Raw genomic sequence first — 13,938 nt, 5'->3', positions numbered from 1 at the left:
GGGTTGACCGCCTGGTACGTGGGGGGGGCGGGCGACCCCCCCCGCCCCCCGGGGGGGGGGGGGCCCCGGGTGTGGGGGGGGGGGGGGGGGCCGGGGGGGGGGGGGCCGCCCCCGCCCCCGGAGCCGGCGATCGGCCCGACGGTCTGGGGCTCGGAGGGCGACAAGTCCGAGACGATCAAGCAGACGGTCTCCTGGGACCGCTTCCGGATCGGCGACGTCTCCGAACTGCCCCTCGACTCCGAGGGCAACGTCAAGTTTCCTGCGATCACGCAGGAGGGCCAGGCGGTGTTCCGCTGGGCCGTGTTCGAGATGGCGAAGGTCGCGCAGCAGGCGCTGGACGCGGCCGGGATCAGCCCGGACGACCTCGACGTCTTCATCCCGCACCAGGCCAACGTGCGGATCATCGACTCGATGGTGAAGACACTGAAGCTGCCGGAGCACGTCACGGTCGCCCGTGACATCCGCACCACCGGCAACACCTCGGCCGCCTCGATCCCGCTCGCGATGGAGCGGCTCCTGGCGACCGGCGAGGCCAAGAGCGGCGACACCGCGCTCGTCATCGGCTTCGGGGCGGGTCTCGTGTACGCCGCGACGGTCGTTACCCTCCCCTAGGCACTCCGTGCCGGATCATGCGGTCCGGAACGGAGAGCAGCAACACCCGCCGCGACGCGGCGGGCCGCCACACCCTCTGGACAACAAAGAAGGAGCGCCATCATGGCCGCCACTCAGGAAGAGATCGTCGCCGGTCTCGCGGAGATCGTGAACGAGATCGCCGGCATCCCGGTTGAGGACGTCCAGCTGGACAAGTCCTTCACCGACGACCTGGACGTCGACTCGCTGTCCATGGTCGAGGTCGTCGTCGCCGCCGAAGAGCGCTTCGACGTCAAGATCCCGGACGAGGACGTCAAGAACCTCAAGACGGTCGGCGACGCGACGAAGTACATCCTCGACCACCAGGCCTGATCCGCCGATACTCGGGCATGTCCCGAGTATCCGGGCAGACTGCCCCGCCACCCGGCGGTGGCGCCGTACGAATCCGTATCCCGTTGGAGAAAGAATTCCCGTGAGCTCGACCAATCGCACCGTGGTCGTCACCGGTATCGGCGCAACCACACCGCTGGGTGGCGACGCAGCCTCGACCTGGGAGGGCCTGGTAGCCGGCAAGTCCGGCGTCAAGCCCCTGGAGCAGGAGTGGGCCGCCGACCAGGCGGTCCGTATCGCCGCGCCCGTCGCCGTGGACCCCTCCGAGGTCATCCCGCGGCCGCAGGCCCGCCGCCTGGACCGTTCGGCGCAGTTCGCGCTGATCGCGGCCCAGGAGGCCTGGAAGGACGCCGGCTTCACCGCCAAGGCGGGCGAGAGCGCGCCGGACGCCGAGGCCGGGGCCGCTGTCGACCCCGACCGGCTCGGTGCGGTCATCGCCTCCGGCATCGGTGGCGTGACGACCCTGCTCGACCAGTACGACGTGCTCAAGGAGAAGGGCGTCCGCCGCGTCTCCCCGCACACCGTCCCCATGCTGATGCCGAACGGCCCGTCGGCCAACGTGGGTCTGGCCGTGGGCGCCCGCGCGGGCGTGCACACGCCGGTCTCCGCCTGCGCGTCGGGCGCCGAGGCCATCGGCTACGCCATCGAGATGATCCGCACCGGCCGTGCGGACGTCGTCGTCGCGGGCGGCACGGAGGCGGCGATCCACCCGCTGCCCATCGCCGCGTTCGGCAACATGATGGCGATGTCCAAGAACAACGACGACCCGCAGGGTGCCTCGCGCCCCTTCGACACGGGCCGTGACGGCTTCGTCCTCGGTGAGGGCGCCGGCGTCCTCGTCCTGGAGTCCGCCGAGCACGCCGCCGCGCGCGGTGCCCGCGTCTACGCGGAGGCGGTCGGCCAGGGCATCTCCGCCGACGCCCACGACATCGTGCAGCCGGAGCCCGAGGGCCGCGGCATCTCCAACGCCCTGCAGAACCTGCTGGACCGCACCGACCTGAACCCGGCCGAGATCGTGCACGTCAACGCGCACGCCACCTCGACGCCGGCCGGTGACATCGCCGAGCTGAAGGCGCTGCGCAAGGTCCTCGGCGACGACGTGGACCACATGGCGGTCTCCGGCACCAAGTCGATGACCGGTCACCTCCTCGGTGGCGCGGGCGGCGTGGAGTCCGTCGCGACGGTGCTCGCCCTGTACCACCGGGTGGCGCCGCCGACCATCAACGTCGAGAACCTCGACCCCGAGGCCGAGGCCAACGCGGACATCGTGCGCGGTGAGGCCCGCAAGCTGCCGGTCGAGGGGCGGATCGCCGCGCTGAACGACTCGTTCGGGTTTGGTGGGCACAATGTTGTTCTGGCGTTCCGTTCGGTCTGACCGGCGTCGCTGAACGTGTCGATGGGGGCCGCCCCCCGGGGGGGGGGGGGGGGAGCGCGCGGGGGGGGGGGGGGGGTTTTTGGGTGGGGGGGGGGGTGGGGGGGTGGGGCCCCCCCGCCGGGGCCCAAAATCGACACGGCCCCGCGCCCCTTCGGGGCGCGTCTCTTTATACGACCTGGTGCAGCCAGCGGACCGGGGCGCCCTCGCCTGCGTGGCGGAAGGGTTCCAGTTCGTCGTCCCAGGGCTTGCCGAGGAGTCTGGCGATGTCGGACTCCAGGTCGGTCTCGCCGCGCTGGGAGCGGACCAGGGCGGCGCGCAGCCGGTCCTCCGGGATCAGGATGTCGCCGTGGATGCCGGTGACGGCGTGGAAGATGCCGAGGTCGGGCGTGCAGCTGTAGCGCTCGCCCTCGGCGCCCGCGGACGGTTCCGCGGTGACCTCGAAGCGGAGCAGCTGCCAGCCGCGCAGGGCGGAGGCGAGCTTGGAGGCGGTGCCGGCCTGGCCCTGCCAGGAGAACTCGGAGCGCCAGGTGCCGGGCGCGGCGGGCTGCCGGATCCAGTCCAGGCCGACGCGCGTGCCGAGCACCCCGGCGACGGCCCACTCGACGTGCGGGCAGAGCGCGCGCGGCGCGGAGTGCACGTACAGGACTCCACGTGTCGTCACCGGAACCTCCGGGCTGAGCGGGACATCTCGGAAGGGCGGACGGCCGTGACCGGGCGGGTCACGTTGATGGCGAGGCTACCGTGCGACGGGGCAAGGAGTGTGACGTACCGTCGGTCCCGGTGCCGACAGAGCCGCGCCATTCACCCGGCAGGACGCTTGTACGGGTGTGAGCCGTCGCATCGCCGTCCTCGGGAACCCTCGCGCGGTGTCATGGGTTGAGGACACTGGAGGCACGAGGCGAGGGGTGGGACGTGTATGGGCCAGGGGACGGACCGGGAGACGCGCCGCGTTCGGCACCGGGTGCGGGCCACGCTCGCCGTCCTGACCGCCGCCGTGCTGGGCGTGGCCGGCTGTGACGCCGTGGGCGGTGACTCCCCCGCCCCGTCCGGCAGCGCGTCGAAGCGTTCGAAGGCCGCCCCGGTCTGGGACCGCAGTCCGGACTCGGTGGCCGCCGTGGGCGACTCCATCACGCGCGGCTTCGACGCCTGCTCGGTGCTGTCGGACTGCCCCGACGTGTCCTGGGCGACCGGCGGCAGCGCCGAGGTCGACAGTCTCGCCGTACGGCTGCTGGGGAAGGCGGAGGCGGCCGAGCGGAGCTGGAACTACGCGGTCACCGGGTCCCGGATGGCCGACCTGGCGGGGCAGGTGACCCGGGCGGCGGCGCGGAAGCCGGAACTGGTCGCGGTGATGGCGGGGGCCAACGACGCCTGCCGGGCGACGACCTCGGCGATGACCCCGGTGGCCGACTTCCGGGACCAGTTCGAGAAGGCGATGCGCACCCTGCGCCGCGAGCTGCCCAGGGCGCAGGTGTACGTGGCGAGTATCCCGGACCTGAAGCGGCTGTGGTCCCAGGGGCGCACCAACCCGCTGGGCAAGCAGGTGTGGAAGCTGGGTATCTGCCCGTCGATGCTGGGCGACGCGGACTCCCTGGACTCGGCGGCGACTTTGCGGCGGAACACGGTGCGGGACCGGGTGACGGACTACAACGAGGTGTTGCGGGAGGTCTGCGCGAAGGACCGGCGCTGCCGCACCGACGACGGCGCGGTGCACGCGTACCGCTTCGGCACGGACCAGCTGAGCCACTGGGACTGGTTCCACCCCAGCGTGAGCGGCCAGGCCAGGCTGGCCGAGATCGCGTACCGCGCGGTCACCGCCGAGCGGGCCTGACCTGGGCGTGTCCTAGAGTTCCGCACATGAACGAACTCTTCGGCACACTTTCCGACGGCACGCCCGTACACCGCTGGACCCTGGAGCGGGCCGGCGTACGGGTTCGGGTCCTGTCGTACGGCGGGATCATCCAGTCGGCGGAGGTCCCGGACCGGGACGGGAACACCGCCGGGGTGGTGCTGGGGTTCGCGGACCTGGACGGCTATGTGCGGCATCCGGAGCCGTACTTCGGCGCGCTCGTCGGGCGGTACGCCAACCGGATCGCGGGCGGCCGTTTCCCGCTGGACGGGCGGACGTACACGCTGGCGCGGAACAACGGGCCGAACTCGCTGCACGGCGGTGAGCGGGGCTTCGACAAGAGGGTGTGGGACGTGGAGCCCGTCGGGGAGGGCGGGCACGGCATCCGGCTGAGCCTGGTCAGCCCGGACGGCGAGGAGGGCTACCCGGGCCGGGTGGAGATCTCGGTGACGTACACGCTGGAGGAGTCGGGGGCGCTGCGGATCGACTACGAGGCGGTCACCGACGCGCCGACCGTGCTGAACCCGACCAACCACAGCTACTTCAACCTGGGCGGCTCCGGGCACGCGGGCGGCCACGAGCTGCGGCTGGCCGCCTCCCGGATGACGCCGGTCGACGCGGGTCTGATCCCGGTGGGTGGTCCGGCGGACGTGACGGGCACGCGGTTCGACTTCCGGCGGGCGCGCAAGGTCGGTTCGGGCTACGACCACAACTTCTGCCTGGACAAGGGCGTGACGGAGACCGCCGAGGAGGTCGCGGAGCTGTACGAGCCGGCGTCGGGGCGGGTGCTGACGGTGGCGACGACCGAGCCGGGCCTCCAGGTGTACACCGCCGACCAGCTGGGCGAGCCGCACGCGCCCGGTGACGGCATCGCGCTGGAGACGCAGCACTTCCCGGACTCCCCGAACCGGCCGGACTTCCCGGGCACGGTGCTGCGGCCGGGCGAGGTGTTCCGCTCGCGGACGGTGTACGGGTTCTCGGCGCGGTAGCGGACCGAGTGGGTCCGCCGAGCCCCGGCCCGGCCGTCAGGTCCCGGGCCGGGGCTGTTCGCGGGGGAAGGCCCTCGCGGGCGTCCCGGTTCAGACGGTAATCGCCGACGTGATCCGGCGGTCGGCGATCGAGCGTCCGGTCCCGAGTTCGTACGAACCCTTCACAAACGCCCACGAGCCGGTCGCCTCGTCCCAGACCTCGAAGGCGCGGCACGGCAGCTCGACGGTGACCTCGACCCGGGCAGGTTCACGGTGGGGGCGAGCAGCACGTGGACGCCCCTTGCGGCGGGCCTCCTGGGCGAGGAGCACGCCGGCCCGGACAGCAGCCGGGTCTTCGCGTCCAGGGCGAGTGCCGCCGCCTGTGCCGTAGCGCGGGTCCCTTCCGTCACGCGATACTTCGGCCGTCCGCAGCGCACCCCACGGCGACGGAAGGACCTGGACTCCCTTGACTCCCATACGTGTTCGGATCGGCGTACTCGGAATGGCCCTGGTGGCGGGGCTCGCGGCCCCGGGGACGGCCACGGCGGCACCTCCGGGGGCCACGGCCACCGCCCCCACGGTCGAGGAGCGGCGGCTCGACGGGGACGTGCCCCGGGAGATCCTGCGCGGCTCCGGGTTCGCCGCCGTGGCACCGGCGTTCGCGCGCGGGCTCGGGCGGGCGGACTCCTACCGCGAGGCCCGGCGCCTGGTCGAGCGGGAGGGCTCCGCGCTGTGGCGGCGGGCCGTGGACCGGGCGCAGGGTCGCGGGCCGGCACACGGCGCCATCAGCCGGGACGACGACCGGCCGCTGTACTGGGCGCGACTCTCGATGACGCGGGAACTGCGCACCTGGGAGCCCCGGTTCGGGCTCGGTGAACGCCAGCGGGAGGCGCTCCTCGACGAGTTGGAGCGCGCCTCGCGCGGACAGTCCGGCATCCGGCTGCCGCAGCGGCACGGCGGTGACCGGGGCAAGGGCATGAAGCGCGTCCTGCTCACCGGCTTCGACCCCTTCACCCTGGACCGCGACATCCGCATCTCCAACCCGTCCGGCGCCGCCGCGCTCGCCCTGGACGGCACGGTGATCGACACTCCGGACGGGCCCGCGCGGGTGGAGACGGCCGTGTTCCCGGTGCGCTGGCGGGACTTCGCGGAGGGGACCGTGGAACGGGCGCTGCGGCCGTACCTGCCGGGGGTGGACCTCTTCACCACGGTGAGCCAGGGCCGGGTCGGGAAGTTCGACGTGGAGCGGACCAACGGGGCCTGGCGGGGCGGCTTCCCCGACAACGAGAACGTGTCCCGCACGGAGACGGTGCCCGTCGCCGACCCGGCCTCGCAGCCGCAGTGGACGACGACCACGCTGCCGTACGCGGCGATCACGGCGGCGGAGACCGGCCGCTTCCCCGTGTACGACAACACGAGCGTGACCGAGATCCCGGCGGGCGGCACCCAGGTGGTCGTACGGCCGGACGGGCCCACGCCCGGTTCGACGGCCCGGCAGGGCGGCGGCGGGAACTACCTGTCCAACGAGATCGCCTACCGGGCGACGCTGCTGCGGGACCGGCTCGGGCTGCACGGCACCCTGCCGGGCGGGCACGTCCACACGCCGGTGCTCCAGTTCGGGGCGCAGAACACCGATCCGGCGACGGGCACGGTCACCGACCCCGAGTTCGTACAGAACCGGCTGGACATCGTGGCGCAGGTACGGGCGATCGTGGCCGTGGCGGTCAGTGCGCCGGAGCCGGACCGGAGCTGACCGCCGGGTCGGCGGGGCCGCCGTCGGAGCGGTCGTCGCGGCCGTCGCTGATCTCCTCGCCCAGCAGTTCGCGGGCGAGGAGCGTGGCGCCGGCGACCGCGCCCGGCATCAGGAACACGGCGACGAAGGGCACCAGGAAGGACACGGCCAGCGGGGTGCCGAAGCCCCAGACCAGCCTCTTGCGGGAGCGCAGCAGGGCGAGGCGTTCGCGCAGCTCGACCCCGCGGCGCTGGAGGGCGACGGAGGCCAGTTCCTCGGTGAGGAAGAAGCCGGTCACGAAGAGGCCGATCACCGGGACCACCGTCTGCCCGACGAACGGGATGAGGCCGAGGGCGAAGAGCAGCACGCCCCAGAGGGCGGCACGGACGAGGATCCGCAGGCTGTCGCGGCCGGAGAGCCACACCTCGCGCCAGAGCGGCAGGTCGGACTCGGGGGCGGTGCCGTCCGGGGAGACGTCGCGGTCGACGCGCTCGGACAGGGCCTCGTAGAAGGGCTGCCCGATCAGCAGGGTGACCGCGGTGAAGGTGAGGACGGCCATGAGCAGGGCGAGGGCGAACAGGACGACGGTCAGGAAGCCCCGGAAGAGCCCGAGCCAGGGGCTCGACCAGTCGTCGGCGAAGGGGGTCGTCCAGGCGACGAAGTCCGTGCCCCACATGGCGAGCGCGATCAGCGCGGCCGCGTAGAGGACCAGTGTGATCAGGCCCGGGACGAGCCCGAAGCCGTAGCTCTTGCCGTGCTGGGCCACCCAGCGCTGGCCCTTCAGGAGATGGCCGAATCCCGCCCCAAGATCGCGCATGGACGGAACTCTACCGGTCGGCGCCACCGCCGCCGCGCCCCGATTGAGTCGAACCCGCTCGTCCCGCCGTACCGATCGGTGGAAGTACCGACCGGTGGCAGGCCACGGGCGGGTCCGGCGAGTGGGTGAGGAGAAGCGCATGACGCAGGAGATCCACGGCACCGTCGCCGACGGCTTCGAACGGGTGCGTGAGGAGTTCACGGCCGTCGTGACCGGGGAACCGGCGGACCACGAGGGTCAGTTGTGCGTGTACGTGCACGGGCGCCGGGTCGTCGACCTGTGGACCGGCGACGGCGCGGGGGCGGGTGCGCTGTACGGGGTGCACACGGCCACCCTGGGCGCCGCGCACCTGGTGTCCGCCCTGCTGGTCCAGGAGGGCACGCTGGAGCTGGACCGGAAGGTGACGTACTACTGGCCGGAGTTCGCGGCCGAGGGCAAGGGCGCGCTGACCCTGCGGGACCTGCTGGCGCACCGCGCGGGGGTGATCGGCACGGACACCGGGTTCAGCACCGCCGAGCTGGCCGACGACCGGGTGATCGCCGAACGCCTCGCGGACCAGCGTCCGTACTGGCGGCCCGGCACGGCCTTCGGGTCCCACGCGCTGGTTCTCGGCGCCCTCGCGGGCGAGGTGGTGCGCCGGGCCACGGGCCACACCCTCCAGGAGGTCTACGAGGACCGCGTCCGCGCCCCGCACCACCTGGACTTCCACCTGGGCCTGCCGGCCGCGCTCGACCACCGCTTCCGCGCCGCGCGGCCGATGCTCCTCACGCCGGTGCAGCGGGCCGAGGCCGCGTGCCCGGACGGTCCGCGCTCCCTCGCGGCGGTCGCGTTCAACCGGAACGCGGCGCACCGCACCTGCCTGGAGACCCTGCCCAACGAGCCGGCGATCCGTGCCGGGGGCCCCGCGTCCGTGGGCGGGGTGGCCTCGGCGCGCGGTCTTGCGGGGCTGTACGCGGCGGCGATCGGTGAGGTGGAGGGCAGGGCGCCGCTGCTGAAGCCGGACACGCTGGCGGAGTTCGGCCAGTTCCACTCGGTGGGCTACGACCTGGTGACCCGGACGCACGGCTCGTACGGCATCGGCTTCCAGGCGACGGCGGACCTCTGGCACCCGTTCCTGGGCGCCGGCACGATCGGGCACGGCGGTGCGGGCGGCAGCCAGGGCTTCGCGGACCCGTCGGGCGGTCTGGCCTACGGGTACACCCGGCGCCGTTCCGCCTGTCCGGGCGGGGCGGCGCCGGAGAACCAGCGGCTGGTGGCGGCGGTGCACGCGGCGGCGTCGGCCTGCTGAGCGCCGTGTGCGCCGCCGCGTACCCCGGGGCCGCCCCCGGTCAGACGAGCGTCACGGTGATGTTGCCGCGGGTCGCCTTCGAGTAGGGGCACACCTGGTGGGCCTTCTCCACCAGGGACCGCGCGGTGGCGGCGTCCACCGCCGGGATCTTTGCGGAGATCTCGACGATGATGCCGAACCCGTCGTCGTTCTTGCCGATGCCGACCTTGGCGGTGACGGTCGAACCGGAGATGTCGGCACCCTCCTGGCCGGCGACCACGCCGAGCGCGCCCTGGAAGCAGGCGCTGTACCCGGCGGCGAACAACTGCTCCGGGTTGGTGCCGGCGCCGTTGCCGCCCATCTCCTTGGGCGGGTTCACGACCAGGTCGAGCTGGCCGTCATCGGTGGCCACCCGTCCGTCGCGGCCGTTCTCGGCGGTGGCGACGGCGGTGTAGAGGACCTCGGACTGCTGGATGGGCATGCGGTGTCTTCCTCCTCGGTCCGCCGTGACTCGCGCCCACGATCACGACGGATTTCGGAATGACGCTACCGCATGTCGGAAGTTCAGTGAAGTCACTCAGTAAAGGTCACAGCTTGACGATCATCTTCCCGGTGTTGTCGCCGCGCAGGACGCCGAGGAACGCCTCCAGGTTGTTCCCGATGCCCTCGACGACCGTCTCGCGGTACTTCAGCGCGCCCGAGGCGACCCAGGGGCCGACCTCCTCGACGAACTTCGGCTGGAGGTCGTAGTGGTCGCCGACCAGGAAGCCCTCGATGCGGCCGCGGGTCTGGATCAGGCGGGCGAGGTTCTTCGGGCCGGGGGCGGGCTCGGTGTTGTTGTAGACGGAGATCGCACCGCAGATGGCGATGCGGCCGTTCAGGTTGAGGGAGCCGATGGCCGCCTCCAGGTGGTCGCCACCCACGTTGTCGAAGTAGACGTCGATGCCGTCCGGGGCGGCGGCGCGCAGCTGCTCGCTCACCGGGGCGTCCTTGTAGTTGAACGCCGCGTCGAAGCCGTACTCGTCGACGAGCAGCCGGACTTTCTCGTCCGAGCCGGCCGAGCCGATCACCCGGGCGGCGCCCTTGAGCTTCGCGAGCTGCCCCACCTGGCTGCCGACGGCACCGGCCGCGCCGGAGACGAAGACCGTGTCGCCCTCCTTGAAGGCGGCGGTGCGCAGCAGGCCGGCGTACGCGGTGAGCCCGGTCATGCCGAGCACACCGAGGTACGTCGACAGCGGCGCGGCGTCCGGGTCCACCTTGACGGCATGCTTCGCGTCCATCGCGGCGTACTCGCGCCAGCCGAGGATGTGCAGGACGTGGTCGCCGACGGCGATGCCCTCGGCGTTGGAGGCGACGACCTCGCCGACAGCGCCGCCCTGCATGGCCTTGCCCAGCTCGTAGGGCTCCGCGTAGGACTTGGCGGCGCTCATGCGGCCGCGCATGTAGGGGTCGACGGAGAGGTACAGGTTGCGCACCAGGACCTGGCCCTCGCCCGGGGTGGGGGTCTCGGCCTCGACGAGGGCGAAGTCCTCGGGCTTGGGCCAGCCGACCGGGCGGGTGACCAGGTGCCATTCGCGGTTGACGGCGGGGAGGGAGGGGGAGTCGGTCATGGGGGCGCCTTTCGTCGTTGGCCGAAATGCTTCAGGTTATGAAACAACCATGCGACTGAACATTTCACCTTGTCAAACAAATGGGTACCCTGGATCGCATGGCCACACCACGCGACACGACCCGCCGACCCGACGCACTCACCCTCGAAGTCGTCGAGCTGATCGGCGAGGTCGTGGCCCGCTTCCACGCCGACTACGAGGAGGCGGCCGCCGAGCGCGCGCTGACCGGGGCGCAGGCCAAGCTGCTCAGCCTGCTGTCGCTGGAGCCGCTGCCGATGCGGAAGCTGGCGCAGAAGCTGAAGTGCGAGCCGTCGAACGTCACCGGCATCGTGGACCGGCTGGAGGCGCGGGGCCTGGTCGAGCGGCGCCCCGACCCCGCAGACCGGCGGGTGAAGGTCGCGGCGGCGACGGAGGAGGGCCGGCGGGTGGCGCGGGGGCTGCGGGAGTCACTGCGGTTCGCGCGGGAGCCGCTGGCGGGGCTGTCGGAGGGGGAGCGGGTGGCGCTGCGGGACGCGTTGCGGCTGATGGTCGGAGGCTCGGCGGAGGGCTGACCCTCATTACGCTCCGAACTCGTACTGCAGCTCGTAGAGGTGCCCGGCCTTCACCATGACCGTCACCTCCACCGGGCTGTCCCCGTCACCGTAGACGACCCGGAGGGTGCGCAGGACAGGCGTACTGCTGGTGAGGTGGAGGGCCCGGTACTGCTCCTGGGTCGGAATCCGCGCGGAGACTCGGTCCACGCTACGGCGCGCGGGGTGACCCAGTTCCGCCAGCAGCGCGGGTGCGCCGCCTTTGATCCGGCGACGCTCCATAAGCGCCGTGCCCCGGGCGATGTCCAACAGGTAGTAGCAGTAGACGAGTTCGGCGGGTTCGTCGTCGATCAGGAGAATCTGACTGCGCTGCAGTACCGTGCCGTCCGCGGGGAGGCCGAAGGCAGAACGGACGTCGGCGGGTGGGAGGACCTCCGCGACATCGCGGAGGACGCTGCGGGCGTGGGTGCCGTGCTTGGCAGCCTCCGTGAGCCAGCGGTCGGCGGTCGTGAGCGCGGCCGGTCGGACCGTACGCTGGCGGTGCTCGCGGATGGTGACGGAGGCTCCCGCCCTGCCCACCACGAGACTCTCCTCCTTGAGGAGCTGCAACGCCTTCTGCACCGTGGCGTTCGACGCGCCGAAACGCTCCTTGAGCCGCGCCGTCGAGGGGAGGCTCTCTCCTGGCGCCAGTTCGCCGCTCATGATGTCGTCGCGCAGATCGGCGGCGATGCGCTCATGGAGGGAGCGGCGGTCGACGCTTTCCGTTTCTGCCTGGGGCACGGTCATCCGATCTCGATCTGATAGCGCAGCCTCTGCCGTAGGGCAGGCATCACCATACGATCCACCTGGATCGGACGGTCCTCGCGGTCGAGCGTCAGCCGGGTGAGCCGCAGGACCGGCTCATCAAGGGCGGTCTCCAAGACCCGGCGCTCTTCCTCGTCCGGCATCGTGGCCGTCACGTCCTCGCGCACCAGGACGCCGATGTGGCCGAGTTCGGCGAGCAAGGTGACGGCGCCACCTCGGATCTTGGCGGTGCGCGCCAAAGCAGTGCCCCGCGCGATGGCCGGCGGGTAGTACGTGTCGGTCAGCTCGTTCGGCCGCTCGTCGAGGAGGATCAGCCGCCGGCGCACGACGACCGGCTCCCCTTCGGCGATGCCGAGCAGTTCCGCAACCTCGGCGGGCGCGGGCACCTCGCCGGCGTGCAGGATGCGCTGCGCCCCCCGGCGGCCCTGCGCCTCGGCCTCGGCGCCCCAGGCGTCGCCGCGCCCCTTCTCCTGCGGCGTCAGATACGGAAGAGATGTGCTGACCCAGCTGCTCGCACTCATGAGGCCCTCCTCGCGGCCGACGCTTGCGCCCATCGGGGCCCAACGTTAGGCGACTTCGCCCAGGTGTTCCTCACCATCCTGCCACCTAGCCACTTTTCGCGAAAACCGATACGGTTGCCTTCTTGTCGGACGCCCCAGCTCCCGGAGGTGGCCCCTCGTGCCCTTGTCACGAGCCCGTCGATTCCCGCGCTCTCGCGCCTCGGTGCGCGACGCCCGCGCCTTCGTTCGTCAGGTTTTGACGGGCTGGGGTCACACCGATCGACTGGACGACATAACGCTCTGCGTCTCGGAGTTGGCCACCAACGCGCTCCTCCACGGAGCACCGCCCGGCAGGGAGTACTGCGTGAGTCTCACGCTCGATGGCTCAGTGATCCGCCTCGCGGTGCGGGACAGTGGCGACCGACAGCTCGATATCGACGCCCCGGAGGCCGATCCGGAGGCATGTTCCGGGCGCGGTCTACGTCTTGCCCGGGAGGTTGCCGACGACATGGGGGTCACACAGGAGGTCGTCGGCAAAAGCGTCTGGGTGGTCCTCAAGACCGTGCCGCCGAGTGAGTGTGCTGAAGGGGCCGCCTACTGACGCGCGGACCGGCGCGCCTGTACTTCCGTAGTTGTGGCGCCGTCCGTCGCACGCACGACAGGACCTCGTCCGAAGCCCCGGGCCACACCATCGCCAATTCCGGCCCCGGGACTGGTAGGCGCGCATGTTGGGGTGTCGCGGGCCCGCTTCGGTGACCAGCCGGGTGGCTGTCTTGTCGTGGTAGCCGAGGGGCATTCGCGATGACGGGGGCCGGGTCTGGAGGACGAGTTGACGGATCGCGGAGGTCCTGCCGCGCTGCGGCGGGACGCCAATCCCCCGCAGATGGGCTTGAAGGCTGACCGGATTCATCGGCTGTCCGGGCTGACGGCCGGGGAAGAACCACTGGGAGCTTCTACTGCTGGCAGGACTGGACGTATGCCCGCATGATGTCAGCGACGTGCTCCGGTCCAGATGGCCCGCCCTGGCCAAAGCCTTCGCCACGCCGGCCAGTGCCGAAGCGCGGTTGGAGGCGTTCGATGTGGCGCGGGCCAGGTCCGCGGCTCGGTGGGCGAGACTGACGGCTTCCTCCGTGTGTCCCGCGTCCGCCAGTTCTCCCGCCAGTGCTACCAGGGCTCCGGCTACATTTTGGCCAGCCCACTCAACATCGTTCAGACCACCATGCCCACAACAACCACCCAGCCACCCGGAGTGGGTCCTAGGTGCACCACCACAGGAAGCGGTTGCACGTCTCCGTCGGGGTCGGGGCCGGCTCGTCCGGCGGCGTGGGAGTGGTGGTCGGGGGTGGGTCGTCGGACTGGGGGGACGACGGGGCGGGGTCCGGGTCGCGGGTCGGGGTGCCGGCCGGTGGGCGGGACGCGGTGGGGGCGGGGGGGGGCCTCCCGGCGAGGGGAGGTGACCCCGCCCGCGCGGAAGCGAGGGGGGGCGCCTGGAGCGGGGGTGGGTGAGC

The 13,938-nt window shown here is 72.1% G+C and carries 15 protein-coding genes and 1 pseudogene; 9 read left to right on the top strand and 7 right to left on the bottom strand.

Annotated elements, in window-relative coordinates:
- Nucleotides 1-111: 111 nt before the first annotated feature.
- The 3 genes and pseudogenes from ACFWR9_RS33510 to ACFWR9_RS33500 form a co-directional block, all read left to right on the top strand.
- Nucleotides 112-612: pseudogene (locus ACFWR9_RS33510) on the top strand (3-oxoacyl-[acyl-carrier-protein] synthase III C-terminal domain-containing protein); the annotation flags it as partial.
- A 102-nt stretch (nucleotides 613-714) separates the two neighbouring features.
- The gene (locus tag ACFWR9_RS33505) at nucleotides 715-963 is read left to right on the top strand and encodes an acyl carrier protein (RefSeq protein ID WP_052842858.1); all 249 of its coding nucleotides are present in this window, start codon (nucleotides 715-717) and stop codon (nucleotides 961-963) included.
- Between the two features lie 100 nt (nucleotides 964-1,063).
- Nucleotides 1,064-2,356, top strand: coding sequence for a beta-ketoacyl-[acyl-carrier-protein] synthase family protein (locus ACFWR9_RS33500; protein WP_383848806.1), 1,293 nt, complete (start codon nucleotides 1,064-1,066; stop codon nucleotides 2,354-2,356).
- Nucleotides 2,357-2,522: 166 nt separating this feature from the next.
- Here the strand turns inward: ACFWR9_RS33500 and ACFWR9_RS33495 are convergent, their stop codons facing one another.
- Nucleotides 2,523-3,017 carry a DUF3145 domain-containing protein gene (locus tag ACFWR9_RS33495; protein ID WP_376349481.1) on the bottom strand — a complete coding sequence of 165 codons (495 nt, stop codon included), beginning with the start codon at nucleotides 3,015-3,017 and terminating at the stop codon, nucleotides 2,523-2,525.
- A gap of 255 nt (nucleotides 3,018-3,272) precedes the next feature.
- On the opposite strand from ACFWR9_RS33495, the gene ACFWR9_RS33490 reads away from it, so the two are divergent.
- The gene (locus tag ACFWR9_RS33490) at nucleotides 3,273-4,184 is read left to right on the top strand and encodes an SGNH/GDSL hydrolase family protein (RefSeq protein ID WP_383848802.1); all 912 of its coding nucleotides are present in this window, start codon (nucleotides 3,273-3,275) and stop codon (nucleotides 4,182-4,184) included.
- A 26-nt stretch (nucleotides 4,185-4,210) separates the two neighbouring features.
- Nucleotides 4,211-5,191, top strand: coding sequence for an aldose epimerase family protein (locus tag ACFWR9_RS33485; protein WP_383848800.1), 981 nt, complete (start codon nucleotides 4,211-4,213; stop codon nucleotides 5,189-5,191).
- 90 nt (nucleotides 5,192-5,281) lie between these two features.
- On the opposite strand, the gene ACFWR9_RS33480 is transcribed toward ACFWR9_RS33485, so the two are convergent.
- The gene (locus tag ACFWR9_RS33480) at nucleotides 5,282-5,500 is read right to left on the bottom strand and encodes a fibronectin type III-like domain-contianing protein (protein ID WP_383848797.1); all 219 of its coding nucleotides are present in this window, start codon (nucleotides 5,498-5,500) and stop codon (nucleotides 5,282-5,284) included.
- A 136-nt stretch (nucleotides 5,501-5,636) separates the two neighbouring features.
- Between ACFWR9_RS33480 and ACFWR9_RS33475 the strand changes: the two genes are divergently transcribed.
- Nucleotides 5,637-6,923: a pyroglutamyl peptidase gene (locus ACFWR9_RS33475; RefSeq protein WP_383848794.1), complete on the top strand. Its 1,287-nt coding sequence runs from the start codon at nucleotides 5,637-5,639 to the stop codon at nucleotides 6,921-6,923.
- Here the strand turns inward: ACFWR9_RS33475 and ACFWR9_RS33470 are convergent.
- The gene (locus ACFWR9_RS33470; RefSeq protein WP_383848791.1) at nucleotides 6,895-7,719 is read right to left on the bottom strand and encodes an EI24 domain-containing protein; all 825 of its coding nucleotides are present in this window, start codon (nucleotides 7,717-7,719) and stop codon (nucleotides 6,895-6,897) included. The two genes, ACFWR9_RS33475 and ACFWR9_RS33470, sit on opposite strands and share 29 nt — an antisense overlap.
- Nucleotides 7,720-7,858: 139 nt before the next feature.
- On the opposite strand from ACFWR9_RS33470, the gene ACFWR9_RS33465 reads away from it, so the two are divergent.
- Nucleotides 7,859-9,007: a serine hydrolase domain-containing protein gene (locus ACFWR9_RS33465; RefSeq protein WP_383848789.1), complete on the top strand. Its 1,149-nt coding sequence runs from the start codon at nucleotides 7,859-7,861 to the stop codon at nucleotides 9,005-9,007.
- 40 nt (nucleotides 9,008-9,047) lie between these two features.
- On the opposite strand, the gene ACFWR9_RS33460 is transcribed toward ACFWR9_RS33465, so the two are convergent.
- Together ACFWR9_RS33460 and ACFWR9_RS33455 are read right to left on the bottom strand one after the other, a co-directional pair.
- A complete protein-coding gene (locus ACFWR9_RS33460) occupies nucleotides 9,048-9,467 on the bottom strand; it encodes an organic hydroperoxide resistance protein (protein ID WP_383848788.1) in 420 nt (139 codons plus the stop codon).
- 106 nt (nucleotides 9,468-9,573) lie between these two features.
- Nucleotides 9,574-10,596 carry an NADP-dependent oxidoreductase gene (locus ACFWR9_RS33455; protein ID WP_383848786.1) on the bottom strand — a complete coding sequence of 341 codons (1,023 nt, stop codon included), beginning with the start codon at nucleotides 10,594-10,596 and terminating at the stop codon, nucleotides 9,574-9,576.
- A 98-nt stretch (nucleotides 10,597-10,694) separates the two neighbouring features.
- On the opposite strand from ACFWR9_RS33455, the gene ACFWR9_RS33450 reads away from it, so the two are divergent.
- Nucleotides 10,695-11,147, top strand: coding sequence for a MarR family winged helix-turn-helix transcriptional regulator (locus ACFWR9_RS33450; RefSeq protein ID WP_383848783.1), 453 nt, complete (start codon nucleotides 10,695-10,697; stop codon nucleotides 11,145-11,147).
- A 6-nt stretch (nucleotides 11,148-11,153) separates the two neighbouring features.
- Here the strand turns inward: ACFWR9_RS33450 and ACFWR9_RS33445 are convergent, their stop codons facing one another.
- Both ACFWR9_RS33445 and ACFWR9_RS33440 read right to left on the bottom strand, forming a co-directional pair.
- Complete coding sequence (locus ACFWR9_RS33445; protein ID WP_383848781.1) at nucleotides 11,154-11,912, bottom strand: GntR family transcriptional regulator; 759 nt, start codon at nucleotides 11,910-11,912, stop codon at nucleotides 11,154-11,156.
- On the bottom strand, nucleotides 11,909-12,451 hold the full coding sequence (locus ACFWR9_RS33440; RefSeq protein WP_383848778.1) for a GntR family transcriptional regulator: 543 nt from the start codon (nucleotides 12,449-12,451) through the stop codon (nucleotides 11,909-11,911). Before ACFWR9_RS33440 ends, ACFWR9_RS33445 begins: the two co-directional genes overlap by 4 nt.
- 157 nt (nucleotides 12,452-12,608) lie before the next feature.
- Between ACFWR9_RS33440 and ACFWR9_RS33435 the strand changes: the two genes are divergently transcribed.
- Nucleotides 12,609-13,031, top strand: coding sequence for an ATP-binding protein (locus ACFWR9_RS33435; protein WP_383848775.1), 423 nt, complete (start codon nucleotides 12,609-12,611; stop codon nucleotides 13,029-13,031).
- Nucleotides 13,032-13,938 lie beyond the last annotated feature (907 nt).

This window comes from Streptomyces sp. NPDC058534, from assembly GCF_042717365.1.
GTDB lineage: Bacteria > Actinomycetota > Actinomycetes > Streptomycetales > Streptomycetaceae > Streptomyces.
The sequence above is the reverse complement of the archived record's forward strand: the minus strand, read 5'-3'. Positions and strand labels throughout refer to the sequence as shown.

What these genes read in the sequence shown, in the direction of transcription:
- ACFWR9_RS33505 (WP_052842858.1), top strand. Translation starts at nt 715, where the DNA reads ATGGCCGCCACTCAGGAAGAGATCGTCGCCGGTCTCGCGGAGATCGTG.
- ACFWR9_RS33490 (WP_383848802.1), top strand. Translation starts at nt 3,273, where the DNA reads ATGGGCCAGGGGACGGACCGGGAGACGCGCCGCGTTCGGCACCGGGTG.
- ACFWR9_RS33485 (WP_383848800.1), top strand. Translation starts at nt 4,211, where the DNA reads ATGAACGAACTCTTCGGCACACTTTCCGACGGCACGCCCGTACACCGC.
- ACFWR9_RS33470 (WP_383848791.1), bottom strand. Translation starts at nt 7,719, where the DNA reads ATGCGCGATCTTGGGGCGGGATTCGGCCATCTCCTGAAGGGCCAGCGC.
- ACFWR9_RS33465 (WP_383848789.1), top strand. Translation starts at nt 7,859, where the DNA reads ATGACGCAGGAGATCCACGGCACCGTCGCCGACGGCTTCGAACGGGTG.
- ACFWR9_RS33460 (WP_383848788.1), bottom strand. Translation starts at nt 9,467, where the DNA reads ATGCCCATCCAGCAGTCCGAGGTCCTCTACACCGCCGTCGCCACCGCC.
- ACFWR9_RS33455 (WP_383848786.1), bottom strand. Translation starts at nt 10,596, where the DNA reads ATGACCGACTCCCCCTCCCTCCCCGCCGTCAACCGCGAATGGCACCTG.
- ACFWR9_RS33450 (WP_383848783.1), top strand. Translation starts at nt 10,695, where the DNA reads ATGGCCACACCACGCGACACGACCCGCCGACCCGACGCACTCACCCTC.
- ACFWR9_RS33445 (WP_383848781.1), bottom strand. Translation starts at nt 11,912, where the DNA reads ATGACCGTGCCCCAGGCAGAAACGGAAAGCGTCGACCGCCGCTCCCTC.
- ACFWR9_RS33440 (WP_383848778.1), bottom strand. Translation starts at nt 12,451, where the DNA reads ATGAGTGCGAGCAGCTGGGTCAGCACATCTCTTCCGTATCTGACGCCG.